We start from the raw sequence: 20,426 nt of genomic DNA on the forward strand, positions 1-20,426 counted from the left end.
GGCTATTCGTTATCGGCATTTGCGCTAGTGACCACCCTGACGATAGCGTTTCGGTCACAAACACAGGGGAGTAACTCAATGACAAAATTTGTCAGAAGCCTGACGGCTGCGGCCGTCGTGGCGACAATGGCGTCGGCAGCTTTTGCCGAAAACACCGTTCGTGTCGCATATGACGCCGACCCGGTTTCACTGGACCCGCACGAGCAGCTTTCGGGCGGCACGTTGCAGCTGTCGCACATGGTCTTTGACCCACTGGTGCGCTGGACCCAGGATCTTCAGTTCGAACCGCGTCTGGCCGAAAGCTGGGAGCAGATCGACGACACCACCATGCGCTTCAAGCTGAAAAGCGGTGTGAAGTTCCATTCGGGTAACATGCTGACTGCGAAGGACGTGGATTGGACTTTTGATCGCCTGAAGCAAAGTGACGACTTCAAAGGTATTTTCGCTCAGTTTACAGATGTTGAAGTCATCGACGACATGACCTTCGACCTCAAAACCTCGGCACCGTATCCGCTGGTGCTTCACACCGCGACATACATCTTCCCGATGGACAGCGCGTTCTATACCGGCGAAACCGATGACGGCAAAGACAAGTCAGAGATCGTCAAGCATGGCGACAGCTTCGCGTCACGCAACGTATCAGGCACCGGACCCTATATTGTGTCCGAGCGTGAGCAGGGTGTGAAGGTCGTGTTCGACCGTTTTGCGGATTACTGGGACACGGACAGCAAAGGCAACGTGGACAAGATTGTCCTGACCCCGATCAAGGAAGACCCGACCCGCGTGGCCGCTCTTCTGTCAGGTGATGTCGACTTCATTGCGCCAGTCCCTCCGACCGATCTTCAGCGCGTTGCGGATGCTGAAGGCGTTGACCTGATCACCATGCCGGGGACCCGGATCATCACGTTCCAAATGAATCAGGAGCGGGTCGAGGCGTTCAAGGACGTGCGGGTGCGTCAGGCCATCGACTATGCTGTGAATAACGCCGGTATCGTTGACCGTATCATGCGTGGCTTCGGCACTGTGGGTGCGCAGGCGAGCCCTGCTGGTTATCTGGGTCATGACCCGGCACTGACCCCGCGTTTTGACGTGGAAAAAGCCAAGGCGCTGATGGCCGAGGCCGGCTATGCCGATGGGTTCTCGATCACCATGATGGCACCGAACAACCGCTATGTGAACGACGACAAGATTGCGCAGGCTGTGGCGTCGATGCTGTCACAGATCAACATCAAGGTTGACCTTCAGACCATGCCGAAGGCGCAATACTGGCCCAAGTTCGACGAACGTGCTGCTGATATGATGATGATCGGCTGGCACGCGGACACGGAAGATTCTGCAAACTTCCACCAGTTCCTGACCGCCTGCCCGGACGAAACAACCGGCAACGGCCAGTATAACTCGGGCAACTATTGCAACGAGGAAGCCGATGCTCTGATGAACGCATCGAACACGGAAACCGACCAGGCGAAGCGCGCAGAAATGCTGACCAAGCTGGAAGGTATCCTGTACGAAGAAGCCGCATTCATTCCACTGCACTGGCAGAACCTTGCTTGGGGTTCCAAGTCGGGCATGAATTCGGGTGAAATCGTGAACGCACTGAACTTCCCGTATTTCGGCGATCTGGTTGTCGAATAAGTGAAACTGCAACCGGGCTGGCGCGCGTCGCTGGCCCGGTTTGCCACGTGGTTCCACGTCGCTGCGCTGGCACATCGCTGTTGGCACCTGATGGAAACGACGCGCCACAACCCTAATCGAATAAGGTGTTGAGATGTTTGCCTATCTCGTGAAGCGAGTTTTTCAGGCGATTGCCGTGATGTTCGTTATCTCGCTTATCGCTTTCGCCATTCAGGGCAATCTGGGCGACCCCCTGCGTGAGCTGGTCGGTCAGTCCGTTTCCGAAGAGGTGCGTCAGCAACTCAGGGACGAATTGGGTCTGAATGACAGCTTTCTGACTCAGTATCTTCGCTTTGCAGGCAACGCGCTTCAGGGCGATCTTGGCACATCCTATTTTTTCAAAGAGCCTGCGCTTGATGTGATCATGAAGAAACTGCCAGCCACACTTGAGTTGGTTCTGGGCGCCACAATCATCATTGTCGGGCTGTCCATACCATTGGGTGTTTACACCGCCATCAAGCCCGACTCGATCCTGAGCCGCATCATCATGGGGCTGTCGATTGTCGGCATCTCGATCCCCGTCTTCCTGACCGCCATTCTGATGATTTTTGTCTTTTCGGTGAACTATGGTTGGTTCCCATCCTTCGGCCGAGGCGATGTCGTGCATGTCTGGGGATATTGGTCGACCAATTTCGCGACTGCCGATGGGTGGATGCATATCATCCTGCCTTCGATCGCACTTGCCTCGATCATGTTGCCGCTGTTCGTCCGCCTGATCCGGGCCGAGATGATGGAAGTGCTGCAATCAGAATATGTCAAATATGCTGTTGCCAAGGGCATCCGGCCGTGGCGTATCTATTTCGTTCATGCCCTGAAGAACACTTTGCTGCCCGTGATCACCGTGGGCGGGGTGCAGATCGGGACCATGGTAGCCTATACCATCCTGACCGAGACAGTGTTTCAGTGGCCGGGCATGGGGTTCATGTTTCTTGAGGCGGTGAACCGGGTCGATACGCCGCTGATCGTGGCCTATCTGATTGTCGTTGGCTTCATCTTTGTTGTGACCAACACCATTGTTGATCTGATCTATGGTTTGGTGAACCCGACCGTGAACCTTGCAAGGATGGGCGCATGAGCACCGAGACCGCGACCCCCCGGGCCGAGCCTTCGCGCTGGTCGAAGATCGCCAATTCCAACATGGGCTACAGCTTTCGTCGCAACCCGGTGGCGGTCGTCAGCCTGATCATATTCGCGCTGATCGCCGGGGCGGCTTTCCTGTCGCCGCTGATTGCGCCCTATGATCCCTATGATCCGGCGCAGATCAACATCATGAACTCGGAATATCCGCCGGTGTGGATCAACGGTGCCCTGCCGGACTTCATCTTGGGCACCGATGACCAAGGCCGCGACCTTTGGTCGACGATCCTGTATGGCACGCGCCTGTCGTTGCTTATCGGGATTTGCGCAGTGGCTTTGCAGGCGTTCCTGGGCATCACGATTGGCTTGCTGGCCGGCTATATCGGCGGGCGTCTGGACAACTTGCTGATGCGTTTGGCTGATATTCAGTTGTCGTTCTCGACGTTGATGGTTGCGATCATCTTTCTGGCGGTTACGCAGGCCATGTTCGGGTCCGAGACGTTTAACCAATACGCCGTTTTCTTCCTGATCGCGGTGATCGGCGTGGCCGAATGGCCGCAATACGCGCGGACCGTGCGGGCCACCGTGTTGGCCGAAAAGAAGAAGGAATATGTCGACAGCGCGCGCGTGTTGGGGTTTGGCCCCGTGCGGATCATGGTGCGGCATATCCTGCCGAACTCTCTGTCGCCGATCTTTGTCATCTCGACCGTGCAGGTGGCAAACGCGATCATTTCCGAGGCATCGCTGAGCTTTCTTGGCTTGGGTATGCCGCCCAGCCAGCCATCGCTTGGGTCGCTGATCTCGTCGGGGTTCGACTATATCTTTTCGGGTAGTTGGTGGATCACGGTGATCCCCGGTGTCGTGCTGGTTATTCTTGTTCTGGTGATCAACCTGCTGGGCGACTGGATGCGCGATGTCCTGAACCCGAAACTCTATAAGGGGTAAGGCAATGTCTTTGCTTTCTGTGCGCGACCTGACCGTCAAGTTCGCCATGCGCGATGAAACCGTGACCGCGTTGAACGGCATTTCCTTCGACATCGCGAAGGGTGAACGTCTGGGCATCGTCGGTGAAAGCGGGGCGGGAAAGTCGATCACCGGCTTTTCGCTGATGAACCTGATCAGTCGCCCCGGTTACGTCGATCGCGGCGAGATCTTACTGGACGGTGAAGACGTCGTGAAGATGAGCGACGCGCGTCTACGCGAGCTGCGCGGCGACAAGATGGCGATGATCTTTCAGGATCCCATGGTGACATTGAACCCGGTTCTGACCATCGGCCAGCAGATGATCGAAACCTTGCTGGCCCACCGCAAGCTGAGCCGGGAAGAGGCCCGCCAGATTGCGATTGTCAAGCTGCGCGAGGTTTATATTCCGTCGCCCGAGGAACGTCTGGACCAATACCCGCACGAATTGTCTGGTGGGATGCGTCAGCGGATCATCATCGCCATTGCGCTTCTGCTGGACCCGGAGTTGATCATCGCGGACGAGCCGACAACCGCGCTGGATGTGACCATTCAGGCCGATATCATGGAACTGCTGCTGGAACTGTGTCAGTCCAACAAGGTGGGTCTGATCCTGATTACCCATGACCTTGGTGTCGTCAGCCAGATGACCGAGCGGACACTGGTCATGTATGCAGGGCAGATCATCGAAGCCGGGCGCACCCGCGAGATCATCAACGATCCGCAGCACCCCTATACGCAAGGTTTGATCAACGCTTTGCCGCAGCAAACCTTGCCGGGGCAAAAGCTGCGACAGATTCCAGGTAACATGCCATCTTTGACAAACATACCCGCGGGCTGTCCTTTCAACCCACGTTGCGAATACGCAACCGATCTGTGTCGCACCAAGGTGCCAGAGATCATCCAATACGGTGAGGTTCAGGTGGCTTGTCACGAGGTTGAAAGGCTGCACGCCGAAGGCGCGCGGCAGGAGCAGAACGCATGAAAGACATGAACGTTCAGACGCCTCTGGTCGAAATCAAAGGCTTGGAAAAGAGGTTCGATCTTGATCAAGGCTTTCTTGAAACCCTAAAGTTTCGTAACGGTCGCATTACCCGAGAAACGCGTGCCGTCCATGCCGTAAACAACGTGACGCTGGATGTGAACCGCGGCGAGGCGTTGTGCGTTGTCGGGGAAAGTGGCTGTGGCAAATCGACCGTTGCCCGTCTGGTGGCGGGGCTTCTGACCCCAACCAGCGGCGAAATCCATTATGACGGATCGCGCATCGACAACCGCTCGCGTGCAGAAATGCAGCCGTTGCGCAAGAAGATCCAAATGATCTTTCAAAACCCCTACGCGTCGCTGAACCCGCGCATGACCATCCGGCAGGCGTTGGAAGAGCCTGTGAAACATCACTTCCCTTCGTTTTCTGCGGCGGAAGTGCGGGACAAGGTAACAGAGGTGATGATGTCCGTCGGGGTTGATCCCAGCTGGGCCAAGCGGTACCCGCACGAATTTTCAGGCGGGCAGCGGCAGCGGATCGCGATCGCTCGCGCCTTGACGGTCGACCCGGAGTTCATCATCGCGGATGAACCGATCAGCGCGCTGGACGTGTCGATTCAGGCACAGGTGTTGAACTTGATGCTGGAGGCCAAGGAAAGCCGTGGCCTGACCTACTTGTTCATCACCCACGATCTGAGCGTGGTCGAACACTTCGGAACGCGTGTGGCGGTGCTGTATCTTGGAGCGGTGTGCGAAGTTGCCGACACCGCCACACTGTTCTCGAACCCCAAACACCCCTATACTCGGGCCTTGTTGTCCGCAGTTCCGCAATTGAAGGATGACCGGCCAAACCACATCCGCCTGAAGGGCGAGATCCCGACGCCGATCAACATGCCGCAAGGTTGTCCCTTCCAAAGTCGCTGCGCATTTGCGAATAACAGGTGCATAAGTGAAAAGCCGAAAGCCATTCACCAACCTGACGGCAGCCTTGTGGCCTGCCACGCTGTCGAGGAAAACCGGTTGGACGAGGATGTGATCGGCGCCTGATACGGACCCGCGTCATTGGATATAATCTGGCTTAGAGACTTTGAAGCGTTGGTTGCGTGCAAGAATTTCTCGCGCGCCGCGGAAGAGCGCAACGTAAGTCAGCCGGCTTTCTCGCGGCGTATCAGAGCGTTGGAGAACGAGATCGGCGTGCGCCTGATCAATCGCGAAACCCTACCTCTGGCATTGACTCCGGCGGGCGAGGTCTTTCTGTCGCAAGCCCGCATCATGTTGCGCACATATGAAGAAACCATCGAACGTTGTCAGACGATAGATGCTGCAAGCGAGAATGTTATTCGGTTCGCGACCTCGCAATCACTTTACATGACGCATTACAAAAACCTGATCGCCCCGCTGGCCAGCAAAGGTGGCGTGGAGACCGACCTGAACTCGACTTCGTGGGCGGCGGATCAGTTTGTCAGTGCGCTTCAGCAAAGCTATTGCGATGTGATCCTGACCTATTGGCACCCGTCAATGCAGTTTCTGGGGCCGCTTGAGGTTGCGAATTTCGAGCATCTGACCTTATCGGCGGATCGGTTTGTGCCGGTGTCCCGCACCAGACCCGGTGGCGGACCGGAGTTTCAGTTCAAGACCGGCAGCAAAGATGCGATGCCGCTGTTATCCTACGGGGCCGTATCGGCGTTGCGCGCGGTGCAGGATTTCGTGCTTGAGCAAGCCATCACCCCGCAAAAGATGCTGATTGTGAACCAGAACGCGCTGGCCAACAGTGTGAAAGCGATGATCCTTGAAGGATTTGGCATGGGGTGGCTTCCGCTGAGTTTGTGCAAGACCGAGCTGGCGGAAGGCCGGCTTGCCATCGTTGAAGAACGGTTGGCGACCGATCTGGAAGTGCGCGTCTATCGCGACCCGAAAAACAACAAGGGCACGCTGCACGAACTATGGGCGCAATTGCTGCAAGAACAACGTTCACGGCTACACCGACGCCCCAGACGCGGCGCAACTCTGTAGCTGTATTGGTTAACAGATTGTAGCTGTCTCGTGCGGGCGCGTTAGACGGTCTCAACCCTGTCTTCATAGGACTCTGACGAATTGCTGCCGCCGTCGATCTGTTCGGCTTGGTGGTGTGCATGGTGCCAAACTGTCAGGAGCATATGATGACAAACCCCTTCGAGAACCGTTCGCTTTCCCTGCGTGGGCCTGCAACTGATATGGCGCCGGTCACGCCGTCTGATGCCAGAGATCTGATCAACGTCGCTGTCGCGCTGTATGTTGAAACGGGTGGGGCCGTCGCTTTTACGTCGGTGGCCGGATATGATCGCGTGGTCATGGTCGGGGATAACGCAATTCTTCCCGTTGGGGTCAGTCGCGTCATGGCCACTGGTACGACGGCCGCTGGTATCCATGCCTTTGTGCTCGTCTGATGATGGGGTTGGGATATGATATTCCGGCGCTTGCGTTACGTCGAAGACCATCGACCACGCCCGCGCCGTTTTCGCCGGAGTCGCTGTCTCCGTCTGTATTCTTTGATCCGTCGCAGATGTCTTCCTTGTTTCAGGATATTGCTGGCACCATGGCTGTTTCGGCAGACAATCAACCGGTCGGGCTTTGGCAGGATTTGTCAGCGAATGGTCAGAATCTTGGCCAAGAGGTCAGCGCCGCCCGCCCGACATATCGGACCGATGGCAGCTTCCACTGGGTCGAGGCTGATGGGGTGGATGACGGGTTGAAGACGGCGCCTGTTTTCGATGTTCGGAACCCCGTCACGATGGTGTTGGGGTATCAGATGCTGTCAACCTCGGGCACCGCGCGCGTGAACATTGCCGAGATCAGCCAGACCAGCACAAACGGCATGTCGGTTGGGGTGCGACCAAACATTGATCGGTTGCAGTATTACAGCCGCATGTCGCAACAGGGCGTGCCCGCCAGCAATGTGGCATCCCCGACCGTTTGGGGAAACCACGAGAAACATGTGGTCACACTACAAGCCACGTCAGGCCATGTGACTGTGCGGTTGGATGGCGTGCCGGTCATTGATACGGCGCAGAACCTTGCACAGCAGTCGATTTCGGCGCAACCGCTTCGCATTGGACTTGGTCTGGTGACGGCAAGCATTCCGGGAGCGTTTCGGCTGTTCGGTTTACAGGTCTGGACGTCAAGCGCCACGCAACCCAATGCGACACAGATTGACGAATTGGAAGCGTGGCTCGCCGCCAAGATGGGAGTATCTCTATGACCATTCGTATTACCATTGCCTGTCCAGAGGGCATGATGTCCGAAGCCAATCAGTTTGCGCTCTGCGTTGGGAACTCGCCCGCCGATGCACAGACATTCGGTTCGGCGACGTGGGAAGACGGGACGGGGGAGCGTTATGCGCTGGCCTCGCTTTTGGCCGGGGCACAGTTTCCACAGGTGGCGGGCGCACCGCTTCTCGCACCGGCTTATGCACCGGATGCAGATATTGCCGAGGCAGGGATTGCTCAGGCAGCGCTGCGCATATGGTCGCCCATGTCACAAGGCAGTTTTCCAGAAATTGGGCCAGATCGTCTTGTCGCAGTCATTGGGCTTGAAGCTGGGCTGGCCATTCCTCTCCTTGGTTTGTCACCCGTTCCAATCGAGGACTAAACTTGGCCTTCTGTCTACTTTGTCTGGGCAGAAAAGCTGCGTAGCCTGCGCGGCCATCAAAATACTTTGCAGTTTAGACAAATCATGATAGCAACCTAAAGATGAAAAGAATTTAGGTTAATGCAACCATGAGGTAGTTCATGCAGCAATACGGCATGACACCGGATCAAACGGTGGATCTGGATCCGAGGCCTACACGCGCCGCTGCGCTGACGCCGCTTGGTTTTGCAATCGGTAAACGTGTTTTCGATGTCTTTTTCTGCCTGCTGTTAGTGCCAATTCTCGGCGCAACCAGCTTGCTTTTGCTGCTTCTGAACTATGCCTTCAATCCGGGGCCGTTGCTGTTCATGCAGCCCCGGATGGGGCGCGACTGCACCCCCTTCATAGCGTATAAATTCCGCACAATGACGCCGTCGACGCAAAGGCGTCGCGCGAATGATCCCCTTGAAAACGAGCGTATCACCAGCCTCGGCGCCGCATTGCGACAAAGCCGTCTGGATGAGTTGCCCCAGATCATCAATGTCCTGCGAGGCGAGATGAGTCTGATCGGTCCCCGGCCCGATTGCTATGATCATGCCGTCACCTTTCTGCAAGATGTGCCTGGCTACAAAGAGCGTCACGTGGTTCTGCCGGGGATCAGTGGCTTTGCGCAGACAGAGCTTGGCTATGTCGAAGGCACTGAAGCCACGATCAAGAAGGTGGAGGCCGATCTTCACTATATCGCCAATCGTGGTTTCCGGCTGGAAGCGTGGATTTTCTGGCGGACACTCGTGACGGTGATCAGCCGTTCGGGGCGTTAATTTCGTGTTTGCATACCGATCAAGGGGCTATGAATGAATATTCGGCAGGAGTTTCCGGACGCCTATGGTTCGACGGCTCGGGATGACGCGGAGAGGCCCACAGATCTGGACCTTCTGCGTGTCGGACAGGCGTTGTGGCGGGGCCGTCGGGTGATTGCCCTGCTGGGCATCGTTGGGCTGGTGCTGGGCGCAGTCTACGGATTTGGAGTTGCGCGCCCCAAATACGCGGCAACGGCTTTACTGGTTATGACGCCGTCGTCCGATCCGGTCATTTCTGGCGATGTCTCATCGCAACCCGTGTCGCAAGACCTGTCGGACATGAACACGCAACTTCACATCATTCAGTCGCGTGGCCTGGTGCACAAGCTGGTTGATGAACTGGCCTTGACGAGCGATCCGGAATTCAACCCGGCGCTGCGGTCCGGCTGGTCCGTCTTTCCCACGGCTGGTTCTGCGAAATCGGCGGCAGAAGACCCTGAAACCATCGAACGGGTGATCGGGACTGTGCAGGGCGCGCTGTCGGCCTATGTGCAGAGAAACACACGTATTTTTGCGATCACAGTGCGTTCGGAAGATCGCTTGAAGGCCGCCAGAATGGCCAACGCGCTTTCGGCCATTTATTTGAAAGATCAAATTGATGCGAAGTTCCAAGCGGCAGATGATGCGGTCGGGTGGCTGTCGGACCGTGTCGGTGTCTTGCGGCAGGAACTGACGGCGCGCGAAGCGGCCGTTGCGCAACTCAGCACGCGGATGGATTTGACCTCGGTCGAGGGGCTGGCCATCCTGAACGCGCGCTTGAAGGACGCGCGCGCGCGGCTGCAGGACGTGCAACAGCGTGCGGATCAAACCGAAGATCGTCGCGACGGTGATCAGCAGAGGTTGGCTCTTCAGAAATCAGCGTTGGAAAAATCCATTGCCGAGCTTGCGCTGGCGGTTAAGACCCAAAGTGCCGATGCAAACGCGCTGCAACAGTCGGAACGTGAAGTCCAGGCGACACGTGTACTTTATGAAACCTTATTGGCGCGTTTGAAACAGGCGAGTGCCTTGCGCGGGTTGCAGCAGGCGGACGCGCGGGTTCTGTCTGCGGCGTCGGCGGGCACATATCAATCCCCGCAAAAGGGGTTGATCATGCTGGCCGGGGCGATGATCGGTATTGTCCTTGCGGGTGCCTATGTCTTGTCGAAGCAGTTTGTGCATGCTGGGTTTCGCACCTCGGATGAGTTGGAAAAGGCAACCGGGAAACCTGTTTTGGGACAAGTTCCCGTCATTCCCGTTGCGAACCGCAGCGCGTTGGTGCCGTTTCTGTCGAACCACCCGACAGCCGCAGCGGTTGAAGCCGTCCGAAACCTGCGCACGTCGCTTTTGATGTCAAACATCGACCAACCTCCGCAGGTTGTGCTGGTCGCTTCGGCTGTGCCGGGCGAGGGTAAGACAACGCATGCGGTGGCCCTGACACAAAACCTTGCCGGTTTGGGCAAGCGTGTGCTGTTGATCGAAGGGGACATCCGCCGCCGCACTTTGGAGCAATATGTGCCCGGCCCGTCGGAGCTTGGGATCATGTCGGTGCTGGCCGGTGATCTTTTGTTGTCAGATGCAGTGCAACACGTACCGGGGCTGGGTGCGGATGTTTTGTTCGGTGAAAGAACACGGTCGAGCGCCGCAGATCTGTTCGCGTCGCGCCGATTTGAAATCCTGATGCGGGACGCGCGGGCGGCTTATGACATGATCGTCATTGACAGCCCTCCGGTGTTGGTGGTTCCAGACGCGCGTGTGATTGCCCGCCAAGCGGATGCGGTTCTTTTCACCGTGGGGTGGAACAAGACGACCCGTCGGCAGGTTGCCGAAGGTTTGCGGCAGTTTGAGAGGGTGAATCGCGAAGTCACGGGTTTGGTGCTGTCTCAGGTCAAACCCGACGACATGGTGCGCTATGGGTATGCGGCAACCAATCCCGCATATACGACTTATGGCGAAGAGTATTACGGCCCGACTTAAGGCACGCTGCTGTCGCCGTTGACGGATTTGTTGATCAGGATCGGGAAGGCTTGTTCGAAGGCGCGTGACCATTTGGTGATCGGCTGTTCTTCGATAAAGACGATATCGTTTGGACGCATCTGCATCCGCGTGGCCAGCGTGATGTTGACCACATTCGTGGCATCCAGATGCCAAGCCGTGACCTTGGTATCATCAGTTCCCGTTCCTGGACGGATCACATAAATCTGCGCCGGATCGCCGGTTCTGGTGTCAAACCCGCCCTCATCATACAGCACATCAGCCAAACTGGCTTGCCGCCCATAAGGCAGGGCGACCCGGCCTTGCTGGGCTACTTCGCCTGCCAGATAGACATAGTCGCGCGTTTCGGCGTCAAGTTCGCGGCGGGTCGAGAAGTTGGCGCGTCGTTCGTCCAGTGCGTCGCGTTGCACCGACATTTCGGCCTTCAACTCGGTCAAAGCCTGGAGGCGCGCGCCGCGTTTCAGGCCAATCGCCGTGATCTGCGCCTCGTAAAAGGCCAGCGCCCGGTCGAGGTTATAGCTTTCATCCACATAGATCGCATCGCCCGGCAAAAGCGTCAGGTTGCGCGCCTCGGCATTGGACGGAACGGCTGAGGCGGGCATTTGATAAAGTGTTCCATCGCGGTAAAGACGTATCGCCGTTGCTTCCTTGTCAACTGCAATGACCCCACCTGCCTGTGCCAGCGCATCGCCAAGCCGCAAGGGTTTCAACGTCAGGGGCACCAAGCCTGCGCGGGCAACCTTTCCACCAACGGCCACATGTTGCGAGTTGAATTCGGCGATCTCAAGGCTGAAGGCGGGGTCGATGTTCTTGGCCACAAGGGCTTGGAAAACGGCGTCTTCGGCGTCTTCCAGCGTGTTTCCTGCAACCTTGATCTGCCCAATGTCGGGCAGCGCGATCATCCCGTTGTCGCGCACGGTAAAGCCTTTTCGCTGGGTTTGTGCGCTGAGAAGCCCGCCCAGTTCCTCAATCGTGCTGGTGGTACTTTTGGTCACGAGCATCACAACGTCGCCAATGCCAATCCTGTAGCGTTGCGGAGCGATCTGGTCCGGCAGTTTGGTGGCTATGCTTTCGCGCGATTGTGTGGGGCCGTCCGGAATGTCAGGCAGGGTTGCCGCGCCACGCAGGCTTGCGCCACCGGCTTCCGCGTAAAACGCGTCCGGCAGGCTTAGGGGAACATAGGGTGCGCTGTTGGCCTGCTTTACCGAACTTGCGGTGATGGGCATTACCTTCACGTCCAGCCCGGCGGCCTGTGTTTGCACGGTAGGGCTGTTATAGGTCACACCGCAGCCGACCAAGACAAGGCTGGTGCCAAGAAAAAGAGCGCGCAATCCGCTGTGATGCATATTGTCCTCCGTCCGTCCAACCCTACCGCCTATCGGTTTTCGGCGTAAGGGTTGGCATGTTGGGTTAACTCATATCAAAATTGCAAACTGAGAAAATAAAAATACCTAGGGTTGTTGGATGTGAAGATGCTTCGGGTCGCGTGTGTTGCTGAATTGCGGCGTGTTATGGGGGCTGGGGCGAAGTCGCGCGTCCGCCGTGGTAGCCTGGCCGGGCACGAGGTCGGAAATCGCGGACAAGTAGCTGTCGACCACGATCGCCTGGTCATATTCCCGCAACATCTTGTCGCGCCCGGCACCGCCCATCATGACACGGGTATTGGTGGGCATGTCTGCAAACGCCACCAGTCTTTGGCGCAGGCTTTCGATATCGCGTGGCACACACAGCATGCCGGTGATCCCGTCATCCACCACATGTCGGCAGCCCGGCACATCGGTGGCAATCAGGGGCCGGGCCATGCTGGCGGCTTCCAGCAGCGTGCGCGGTGCGCCTTCGCGGTAGGATGGCAGGACCACACTGTCGGCCAGCGCGATAAAGGGGCGCACGTCGTCATGTTCGCCCAGATGTTCGATGACACCTGCCTGGACCCAACGCGAAAGATCGTTTGCGCCCAGTGCCGATCGGTTCGCTGCACCCACCTGGCCAAGAATCTGGAACCGAACATCATTGCGGACAGTCCTGATCTGGCGCGCGGCCTCGACATATTCCAGCACGCCCTTGTCGCGCAGAAGACGCGAGATCATCAGGAACACCGTGCCTTTTCTGGCAGGTAAAGGCATTGGGGAAAAGTGCTTCAAGTCTACACCGGAGCCGGGCACAAGACGCGCCTGACCAGGTGCGATCAGTCGCCGTTGGACAAACAGGTCACGGTCATCCGGGTTTTGAAAGAACAGGATTGGCAGCCCCCGGAAGGCAAAACGATACAGCGTCTCGACCACCATTCTGAGCGCGCCACCTGACAGGAAACCGGTCCCCAAGCCAGAAACATTAGGCAGAAACGGGATCGCCATCCGTTTCGCCGCCACCGCGCCGAAGATGTTGTTCTTTACTGTGTAACCGAGGATGACGTCAGGTCTGAGCGTAGCAAAGTGTGAGGCAAATCGGTTGACCAACCTGGCGTCTTGCCGGGGCGACAATCCTTGCACATCCATGTGCAGCTCGACCACCCGACACCCCATGGCACGCAGGGCTGGTGCTGCGTCGTCCAGCGGTGCCAGAATGGTGACGTGATGACCTTTGCTCAGCAAAGCCTCGATCACCGGGCGGCGGAAATTCAGGGCGTTCCACGCGGCGTTGACGGTCAGAAGTACTCTCATGGAAAACCTCGGTTCGGCAATTGATAAATGCCGGGCATTGAAAACAGCCAGCTGTCATAGGGCAGGTAGCAATAGTGGAAATGGGCGGAATAGATGGTCCAAACCGACAGCATCCCCAACAGCACGACATAAGGCGCGACGGACAGGATTGTGCCTGTTGGGCCAAGGCGCAGTGACGGGATGCGCGCCAGTATCATGGCCTGTAGGGGGATCAGGAAATAACCGATGCGGTCCGCAATCACACTGGACAGGCCGATCAGCGGTACGGTCGCCAGCATCATCAGCGCACCCAGCACCATGATCCTGTGATCCCCCGGAAAGCGCGCGCGCCAAGCCGGGCGCAGCACGAGGAAAAACAACCCCCCAGTCAGCGCCAGCAGCGCGGCACGATACAGCGCGCCAGAGGCGTCCACCCCCGTGTTGACATAACGCGACAACGCAAGCTGCGCGCCATCGCCGGTTGCCAGAAGATAAACACCCGGCCCCGCCAGCACCAAGGCTGCAAGCAACCGCGCCCTGACCCGATCGCGCCCAGCCAGAGGAGCCAACAGCACGAACACGCCCGCGCTGGAGTGAAAGCCGGTGGCAATCAGCGTGTGGAGGGTGAACCGCGCCGTGCGCCCATTGCTGAACGCGGCAAAAGCTGCGCACATCACCCCGATAGACGCCGCCTGCCGAATGCCGGACATCGGCATGTTGAGGATCAGCACCGGGTAGAGAAGGATCAGAAAACCCAACCGGTCAGGTTGTCGACGCGCCAATGCATGCACGCCCGCAAAGAAGATCAGCGCCGCGGCCACATTCAGCCACGGATAACCCAGACCCAGCCTACCGATCAGTTGGACCAGCGCCCACCACAACGGCTCGCGCTGGGCCAGGGCATCGGCGAAACCAAGGTCCAGTTGAATCAGGAAGTGACGGTAGTAGCCATTCCAGTCGCAGCCGACCTCGAGCCGGAACGCAACGAACAGGAACAGGGCGGCAAGCACGACGGGATAGATCTGGTCGCGCAAGCGGGAATGGTGTGCCAGCACGAGGCGCAGCAGGATCAGCGCAAGGAACAGGACGACATAGATCACGGCTGCATGGCGCCCTGAACACCCGTGGGCAACCTGCTGCGCGCAACATAGACGAGTTGCACAACCACGCCCCAAAGCAGGCAGACCAGCGGGGCAGCTTCATTGGTCAGCACGGACAGAAGAAGAATGAGCGGCAGAACAGCGATATGGGTTTTCAGGTGATAGCTGCGAGCTTTGCGTTCTGGCAGCGACAGTCGCCCTTTGGCATCCATGTAGGTCAGGAACCGTGGCAGGGTGAACAGCAGAAGCGCGGTGGCGAAAACCGTCAGAATGGCCGTTGTGTCACCTTTGACAATCAGTGCAGGCAGAATGGGCAGCGCGAACCTGAACAGGGAAAGCTGTATGAATGTATAGAACTTCAACTCGACCGCGCGCAGGGTGTTGTGAGCGATCAGCGTAGCGGCCAACGCTGCCACGGCAGTCCAGTAAAGGCCCGAGGTGACGACCCCCAATACGAAGGCCGCAGCCAGCCCAACACCCAGCCGTATGACCACGAAAGCGAAGATGAAACCAGCGGAACTGGCGACCTCTACCCGTCGCCGGGGAGTCGGATCATGACGCAACCCGATCGTGTCATTGGCCAGATAGCCCAGTTCATAGATGCAGATGAATGTGGCATAGCCCAACAGATAACTGGTGATTGCAGCCCCTGCAGACAGATCGCCAAGCAGTGCCAGAAGGATCATTCCTGACACCCACGCCGTCAGGGCATTGACGATGAAGTCGCGCGGCCAGTGATAGCGAGAGACGAACGCATATCCAAACGGCAGCAGCAGGATCAGGTGGCGCAGCCTAGTGGCACAGAATTTCGGCATCCCACTTCCTCATCCATTTGCGGGGAGTGCGTGAGGCAACCAACACAGCGGGGTATGCCACCGCGACCAGATCACGGTCCGACCGGTTGTCGGTGATCACCGCAAACTGCACATGGTCAAGCGAGTGATTCAGATATGCCTCGATCGCTTTGCGTTTTTGTCCGGTCAGATCACGGAACAACCGGCCTGTCAGGCACCCATCCTGAACATCCGGCTGCGATGCGATGCAGGGTAGTTCAAGTTTCCGTGCAATTTCTTCAATCACAGGCGCAAGGGCGTTTGACACCAGGACAGGCTGCCAACCCGAAGCGCGCATTTGCGCCACACGGGCATGGGCGGCGGGTATGGCGTGGGTGGGAAGATGATCCGCGACATATCGCGTCGCCGAGGCTTGCAGTGAAGTCAGGGTTTCACCCCGCAGGCTGGCCAGAACAAGCGCACGGTGGGCGTCAAACCGGCTCAGTTTGGCAAATAGGATCAATCCCTGTTGCAGCATTGATCGGCGGCGCGTCAGAGCCTTCATCATCGCAAACCGCCACCGATGCCCGCGGCGCGCGTGGTGAAACGTCACCAGTCCGGCAGTGGTGTTGGTATCATACAATGTGCCGCAGACGTCTACCGCAAGGGTCCGGTCGGTGTGAGTCATGCGGCCTTCCTTTCGATGCCGAACGACCGATAGAGCGCGTCGTAGACATCACATGCCCGTTCAAGTGAAAACCGGGCGGCGGCATGGGCGCGAATGACGGCGCGTGGGGCAAATGGAGCCGACGCGATGGTGCGTGCGGCGTGTTCAATCGCAGGGGTGTCGTGATGAGCAAGCACCAGACCGAACCGGCGATCCGGCAAGATGTCGTTGATATCGCCAATCCCGGTGTTGCTGATCACCGGCAGGCCACAGGACAAATATTCACCGACCTTGGTGGCCGAAACGCCGAGGCTGGACTTGCTGGCAATGCGGAAGGACAGGCCGATATCCGCAGCGTTCAGAAGCGCAGGCACCTCGTCATGCGGAACATGGCGGCAGGTCAGATGCGCCGGGTTCAGCGTGACACCATAGCTTTGGGCAGCCTGGACATGCTGTTGCACATCGAGGTCCCCGACCAACAAAAGCCGCCCCCGCATCCGCTGCGCTTGAAGGGCGGCCAGCAGGCGATATGTCGTGCCCATCTGATAGAGCGGCCCAGCGGATCCAAGATGCACCAGCACAACATCTTTTGCCGAATACCCCAGCGCCAGCCGCGTGCTTGCCCGCAGGGTCTTGTCGGGTCGGAACCGGGTCTGATCGACGCTACAGGGAATGACGCTTGTGACCGACCCCGCCGACGGGCGGCGTGTTGCGACGACGGCTTTCGCGTCGTGGGTCAAGGCGATAATCGCGCTTGCGTCGCTGATTGCCTTTGTTTCCAGTTTGCGAAAGTGACGGGAAATGCTGTGGCCCAGCGGTCCTTGCCAGATGCCTGCCTCGCAGCGTTCGTCCACCCAGAACCCGCGCATGTCGAACACAAAGGGCAGGCCGCGCCGCTTGCAGACTGGCAGGACCGCCCCCAAGGGCATATAGCTGCGGCAATGGATCAGGTCGGGCTGAAAGGCGTCGACCAGCTTGTCCAGACGGCTTTGCATCAACGCCGGCATGGCGAAGCGCTCCAGCTTCCCCGCCAGCGGCAAGGTGCGGCGCAGGATTGGGCTGTGCAAGACCCCGGCGCGTTTCAGCCTTGGTGCGATCTTGGTGTCAAAAACGTCCTGCCTTGTGGGATGCTCGACCGACAGGCAGGCGATGCGATGACCGCGGGCCGCCAGGCCTTCAAGATAGGGTAGCACCTGCGCGGTGCCGATATGATCGGACAGGCCGTTATTGGTGACGAAGATCGAACGGGTGGCGCTCATATGTGCCTCATTGACTTTGATAACTTGGGTTCAGGAAGAAGGGGCAGGAACCTGACAGCCGCGACACCCGGACGGAAGTCCAGAGCGCGTTTGCGCGCCGCGTCAGGGTTGTGCGGCACACGCAGGGCGGCACCGATTGCGGCAGCCAAGGCGGCGGTGTCCCCTACAGTAACCAGGGTGCCAACGTCGGGGGTGTTCAGGATTTCGGCTGGGCCATGGGGGCAATCGGTGGCGACAACGGGAAGGCCGTGCGACAACGCCTCGACAATCACATTCGCGAACCCTTCGCTGCGTGAACTGAGCGCGAACAGATCGGCGGTCGCATAATAGGACCCGGTATGCGGCGTGAACCCCGGCATCGCCACCCGTTCGGTCAGGCCCAGCGACTGCACCATCCCAGACAGCACCGCACGATCAGGCCCATCGCCAAGAATGACAAGTTCGCCGTCGCAGCCTTTGTCCAGCAGCAGGCGGAAGGCACGCAGAAGGGTCGGAAAACCTTTCTGCCAGCGCAAAGAGCCAACGGCCAATATCCGATGCTTTGCCTGTGCGGGCCAGACGGCGTGTCCTGTGTCTGGTTCGGGACGCATGACCGGGTTGTGGATGACCTTGACCCGGCCGACCGGCAGACGCCCCAATTGCTCCAGATCGCGGGCAGACCCGGCCGAGACCGAGACATTGGCCCGCGCCCGAAGATAGGTTGCGCGGATACTTGCCCGCAACACAAGCCGGTGCGGCACGCCTTTGCCCGCGTATTGATTCGACAGCGTCGCGTGATCGGTGGTGATGATCGGCACCCCCGTTCCGCGCGCCGCCCAGACCGCGATGCTGGTCAGGGGCCACATCGCCGGGACCAGCGCCGTTGGTTGGTTTTCGCACAGCCAACGGCGCAACGGCGTGGCGACCTCCCGTAGACGGTCGGTCTTCAGGTCAGTGATGGGAAGGCGCGCGTGCTGGGCGTCGGCCATCAACGCGCCACCTGCGTTGGCAAGGATGATATGTGGCGCATAGCCAAACTGCGCAAGCTCGGTGGCCAGCGTCAGCATCACACGTTCCGCGCCGCCGCCGCGCAGGTCAGGTAACACGAAGGCCAGTGTATTGTCAGATTGCAGCGGATAAGCGTGCTTCATGCCGCCACCCCCGCCAAGGCACGAAACCCGTCATTCTGCGCGATCAGCTGGGCATAGCTTCCCTGGGCCACGATGCACCCACGTTCCAGCACCACGATCTGATCGCAGCCCTCGACGGTCGAGATACGGTGGGCGATCATCACGATGGTTTTCTGCCCCTGAAGCCCGGTAATCGCCCTCATCACTTCGCGTTCTGTCGAGGTGTCGAGCGCGCTTGTCGCCTCGTCAAACACCAGAATGTCGGGGTTGTGATACAAAGCGCGCGCGATGCCGATGCGCTGGCGTTGTCCACCGGACAGTCGCACGCCGCTTTCGCCAACGGCGGTGTCATAACCGGCAGGCAGTTGCGTATCCACAAAGTGATCCAGTTGCGCCATCCGGGCACACTCAACGATGCGCTGCATGTCGATCTGCGCGCGTGGCGTGCCAAGGGCGATGTTCTCTGCAATGCTGGTGTCGGCCAGAAAGATCGACTGTGGCACATAGCCGATTGCGGCCTGCCAGTCTTTGACATTCGCCGTGGTGATCGGAGTGCCATCGACACCAATCTGCCCGGCTTGCGGGGTCAGAAGACCCAGAAGCAGGTCGACCAAAGTCGTTTTGCCTGCCCCGGTGCCGCCGACGATGCCAAAGGACGCGCCCGCCGGGATGGTCAGGGACACATCACTCAGGCTGCGCGTGGCGTCGTCATGGGAATAGCTGACGTTCGTCACCTCCAGCGCCTTGGTCAGGTGCATTGGCGGCACCGCCCGCGTATCGGGGTAAACATCCGACAAGGCTTGCATGTCGCTGAACAGAACATCAACCGCACCTGCGCCGAACCGAAACTCGACCATCGCACGGTAAATACCCTGCACGGACGGCAACATCCGGTAGCCTGCAAAGGCATAGACGCCAAGCTTTGGCAGGATAGCGGCGGTGCTGGCATTGGGGCCAGCGGCCGCCAGCAGGGCGACGCAGAGAAGCAACATGCCGCCGAAGCCGATCGCTTCGACCAGATATTTCGGGACTTGGCCCAAGACGAGGTTGGCGGCTTGCATTCGCGACACCTCGATAGATGGGGCGCGGAAATGGCGGATATAGGAGTCTTCTTTCCCCAGGATGCGGATGTCCTTGATGCCGCCCAAGGCCTCGCGTGTGATCGTATAGCGGGCTTCGTCCGCGACCACGCGGCGGGCGCTGTTGCGGGTGACAAGGTGCCGAATTGCCAGGAAGATCAGCGTATAGGCCGTGCCCAGAGTGGCGATCGCGGTGAAGGCGATGATTGGGTCCATCAAGATCAGAAAGCCCAGCATCGACAAAAGCGTCACAACGGATGTGGTCAGCCGCAGCACCGGAGCCAGCGCGAACATGGTGACTTGTTCGACCTCGGACAGGATGTTTTTCGCCATCTCGCCTGTGTGGCGGTTCAGAAAGAACGCATATGGCTGGCGCAGGTAACGCTCGATTAACCGCGTGCCAAGGCTGTGGCGGCGCATCTGGACGAACCGTGTCATCGCGTATTCGCCCGCGCTTCGGATCAGCGCGCCGCTGACAAGGAAGGCGAAGGTGATGAGGGCAAGCACCAGAAGGAAGCCGAGATGGTCCGTAAATCCACCCCAGCGATAGGCGGCAGATAGATAGGCGTTCGTCTGCACAAGACCGGGATCGGACAGTGCCAGAAAGAACGGAAAGACCGAAGCTACGCCGATCACCTCGAACACCGCCATAAGTAGTGCAAGGCTGAATA

General features: G+C 58.7%; 19 protein-coding genes. 11 read left to right on the forward strand and 8 right to left on the reverse strand.

What is annotated here, in order from left to right:
• Nucleotides 1–78 precede the first annotated feature (78 nt).
• From BMY55_RS02260 to BMY55_RS02310, 11 genes are all read left to right on the forward strand, one after another.
• On the forward strand, nt 79–1,635 hold the full coding sequence (locus BMY55_RS02260; protein WP_091427940.1) for an ABC transporter substrate-binding protein: 1,557 nt from the start codon (nt 79–81) through the stop codon (nt 1,633–1,635).
• Between the two features lie 133 nt (nt 1,636–1,768).
• Nucleotides 1,769–2,749, forward strand: a complete 981-nt coding sequence (locus BMY55_RS02265; RefSeq protein WP_091427941.1) for an ABC transporter permease — start codon at nt 1,769–1,771, stop codon at nt 2,747–2,749.
• Nucleotides 2,746–3,696, forward strand: a complete 951-nt coding sequence (locus tag BMY55_RS02270) for an ABC transporter permease (RefSeq protein ID WP_091427943.1) — start codon at nt 2,746–2,748, stop codon at nt 3,694–3,696. Before BMY55_RS02265 ends, BMY55_RS02270 begins: the two co-directional genes overlap by 4 nt.
• Before the next feature lie 4 nt (nt 3,697–3,700).
• Nucleotides 3,701–4,696: an ABC transporter ATP-binding protein gene (locus tag BMY55_RS02275; RefSeq protein WP_091427945.1), complete on the forward strand. Its 996-nt coding sequence runs from the start codon at nt 3,701–3,703 to the stop codon at nt 4,694–4,696.
• Nucleotides 4,693–5,739, forward strand: a complete 1,047-nt coding sequence (locus BMY55_RS02280) for an ABC transporter ATP-binding protein (RefSeq protein ID WP_091427946.1) — start codon at nt 4,693–4,695, stop codon at nt 5,737–5,739. The genes BMY55_RS02275 and BMY55_RS02280 overlap by 4 nt, the downstream gene beginning before the upstream one ends.
• 15 nt (nt 5,740–5,754) lie before the next feature.
• Nucleotides 5,755–6,705, forward strand: a complete 951-nt coding sequence (locus BMY55_RS02285) for a LysR family transcriptional regulator (protein ID WP_091427948.1) — start codon at nt 5,755–5,757, stop codon at nt 6,703–6,705.
• A 146-nt stretch (nt 6,706–6,851) separates the two neighbouring features.
• Nucleotides 6,852–7,118, forward strand: coding sequence for a spike base protein, RCAP_Rcc01079 family (locus BMY55_RS02290; protein ID WP_091431934.1), 267 nt, complete (start codon nt 6,852–6,854; stop codon nt 7,116–7,118).
• 149 nt (nt 7,119–7,267) lie between these two features.
• Nucleotides 7,268–7,930, forward strand: coding sequence for a hypothetical protein (locus BMY55_RS02295; RefSeq protein ID WP_143064269.1), 663 nt, complete (start codon nt 7,268–7,270; stop codon nt 7,928–7,930).
• Nucleotides 7,927–8,319, forward strand: a complete 393-nt coding sequence (locus BMY55_RS02300; protein WP_091427951.1) for a hypothetical protein — start codon at nt 7,927–7,929, stop codon at nt 8,317–8,319. Before BMY55_RS02295 ends, BMY55_RS02300 begins: the two co-directional genes overlap by 4 nt.
• Nucleotides 8,320–8,474: 155 nt before the next feature.
• On the forward strand, nt 8,475–9,119 hold the full coding sequence (locus tag BMY55_RS02305) for a sugar transferase (RefSeq protein ID WP_091431936.1): 645 nt from the start codon (nt 8,475–8,477) through the stop codon (nt 9,117–9,119).
• Between the two features lie 33 nt (nt 9,120–9,152).
• Nucleotides 9,153–11,111, forward strand: coding sequence for a Wzz/FepE/Etk N-terminal domain-containing protein (locus tag BMY55_RS02310; protein WP_091427953.1), 1,959 nt, complete (start codon nt 9,153–9,155; stop codon nt 11,109–11,111).
• On the opposite strand, the gene BMY55_RS02315 is transcribed toward BMY55_RS02310, so the two are convergent.
• The 8 genes from BMY55_RS02315 to BMY55_RS02350 all read right to left on the reverse strand — a co-directional run bounded on the left by BMY55_RS02315 (nt 11,108) and on the right by BMY55_RS02350 (nt 20,406).
• Entirely contained in the window at nt 11,108–12,460 is a 1,353-nt protein-coding gene (locus BMY55_RS02315) for a polysaccharide biosynthesis/export family protein (RefSeq protein WP_245744626.1), read from the reverse strand. The genes BMY55_RS02310 and BMY55_RS02315 overlap by 4 nt on opposite strands.
• Before the next feature lie 120 nt (nt 12,461–12,580).
• The gene (locus BMY55_RS02320; protein WP_091427955.1) at nt 12,581–13,789 is read right to left on the reverse strand and encodes a glycosyltransferase family 4 protein; all 1,209 of its coding nucleotides are present in this window, start codon (nt 13,787–13,789) and stop codon (nt 12,581–12,583) included.
• On the reverse strand, nt 13,786–14,868 hold the full coding sequence (locus BMY55_RS02325) for an EpsG family protein (RefSeq protein WP_177179273.1): 1,083 nt from the start codon (nt 14,866–14,868) through the stop codon (nt 13,786–13,788). Before BMY55_RS02325 ends, BMY55_RS02320 begins: the two co-directional genes overlap by 4 nt.
• Complete coding sequence (locus BMY55_RS02330) at nt 14,865–15,683, reverse strand: hypothetical protein (protein WP_091427959.1); 819 nt, start codon at nt 15,681–15,683, stop codon at nt 14,865–14,867. The genes BMY55_RS02325 and BMY55_RS02330 overlap by 4 nt, the downstream gene beginning before the upstream one ends.
• The gene (locus BMY55_RS02335; protein WP_091427961.1) at nt 15,661–16,329 is read right to left on the reverse strand and encodes an HAD family hydrolase; all 669 of its coding nucleotides are present in this window, start codon (nt 16,327–16,329) and stop codon (nt 15,661–15,663) included. Before BMY55_RS02335 ends, BMY55_RS02330 begins: the two co-directional genes overlap by 23 nt.
• On the reverse strand, nt 16,326–17,567 hold the full coding sequence (locus tag BMY55_RS02340; protein WP_091427963.1) for a glycosyltransferase: 1,242 nt from the start codon (nt 17,565–17,567) through the stop codon (nt 16,326–16,328). Before BMY55_RS02340 ends, BMY55_RS02335 begins: the two co-directional genes overlap by 4 nt.
• The gene (locus BMY55_RS02345; protein ID WP_091427965.1) at nt 17,564–18,697 is read right to left on the reverse strand and encodes a glycosyltransferase; all 1,134 of its coding nucleotides are present in this window, start codon (nt 18,695–18,697) and stop codon (nt 17,564–17,566) included. The genes BMY55_RS02340 and BMY55_RS02345 overlap by 4 nt, the downstream gene beginning before the upstream one ends.
• Nucleotides 18,694–20,406 carry an ABC transporter ATP-binding protein gene (locus tag BMY55_RS02350; protein WP_091427967.1) on the reverse strand — a complete coding sequence of 571 codons (1,713 nt, stop codon included), beginning with the start codon at nt 20,404–20,406 and terminating at the stop codon, nt 18,694–18,696. Before BMY55_RS02350 ends, BMY55_RS02345 begins: the two co-directional genes overlap by 4 nt.
• Nucleotides 20,407–20,426 lie beyond the last annotated feature (20 nt).

Source organism: Aliiroseovarius sediminilitoris (genome assembly GCF_900109955.1).
In the GTDB taxonomy this organism is placed as follows: Bacteria; Pseudomonadota; Alphaproteobacteria; order Rhodobacterales; family Rhodobacteraceae; genus Aliiroseovarius; species Aliiroseovarius sediminilitoris.

Excerpts from the sequence above, each read along its gene's own strand:
- BMY55_RS02260 (WP_091427940.1), top strand. The coding sequence starts at position 79 with ATGACAAAATTTGTCAGAAGCCTGACGGCTGCGGCCGTCGTGGCGACA.
- BMY55_RS02265 (WP_091427941.1), top strand. The coding sequence starts at position 1,769 with ATGTTTGCCTATCTCGTGAAGCGAGTTTTTCAGGCGATTGCCGTGATG.
- BMY55_RS02270 (WP_091427943.1), top strand. The coding sequence starts at position 2,746 with ATGAGCACCGAGACCGCGACCCCCCGGGCCGAGCCTTCGCGCTGGTCG.
- BMY55_RS02275 (WP_091427945.1), top strand. The coding sequence starts at position 3,701 with ATGTCTTTGCTTTCTGTGCGCGACCTGACCGTCAAGTTCGCCATGCGC.
- BMY55_RS02280 (WP_091427946.1), top strand. The coding sequence starts at position 4,693 with ATGAAAGACATGAACGTTCAGACGCCTCTGGTCGAAATCAAAGGCTTG.
- BMY55_RS02290 (WP_091431934.1), top strand. The coding sequence starts at position 6,852 with ATGACAAACCCCTTCGAGAACCGTTCGCTTTCCCTGCGTGGGCCTGCA.
- BMY55_RS02295 (WP_143064269.1), top strand. The coding sequence starts at position 7,268 with ATGGCTGTTTCGGCAGACAATCAACCGGTCGGGCTTTGGCAGGATTTG.
- BMY55_RS02300 (WP_091427951.1), top strand. The coding sequence starts at position 7,927 with ATGACCATTCGTATTACCATTGCCTGTCCAGAGGGCATGATGTCCGAA.
- BMY55_RS02305 (WP_091431936.1), top strand. The coding sequence starts at position 8,475 with ATGACACCGGATCAAACGGTGGATCTGGATCCGAGGCCTACACGCGCC.
- BMY55_RS02310 (WP_091427953.1), top strand. The coding sequence starts at position 9,153 with ATGAATATTCGGCAGGAGTTTCCGGACGCCTATGGTTCGACGGCTCGG.
- BMY55_RS02320 (WP_091427955.1), bottom strand. The coding sequence starts at position 13,789 with ATGAGAGTACTTCTGACCGTCAACGCCGCGTGGAACGCCCTGAATTTC.
- BMY55_RS02330 (WP_091427959.1), bottom strand. The coding sequence starts at position 15,683 with ATGCCGAAATTCTGTGCCACTAGGCTGCGCCACCTGATCCTGCTGCTG.
- BMY55_RS02335 (WP_091427961.1), bottom strand. The coding sequence starts at position 16,329 with ATGACTCACACCGACCGGACCCTTGCGGTAGACGTCTGCGGCACATTG.
- BMY55_RS02340 (WP_091427963.1), bottom strand. The coding sequence starts at position 17,567 with ATGAGCGCCACCCGTTCGATCTTCGTCACCAATAACGGCCTGTCCGAT.
- BMY55_RS02345 (WP_091427965.1), bottom strand. The coding sequence starts at position 18,697 with ATGAAGCACGCTTATCCGCTGCAATCTGACAATACACTGGCCTTCGTG.
- BMY55_RS02350 (WP_091427967.1), bottom strand. The coding sequence starts at position 20,406 with ATGGCGGTGTTCGAGGTGATCGGCGTAGCTTCGGTCTTTCCGTTCTTT.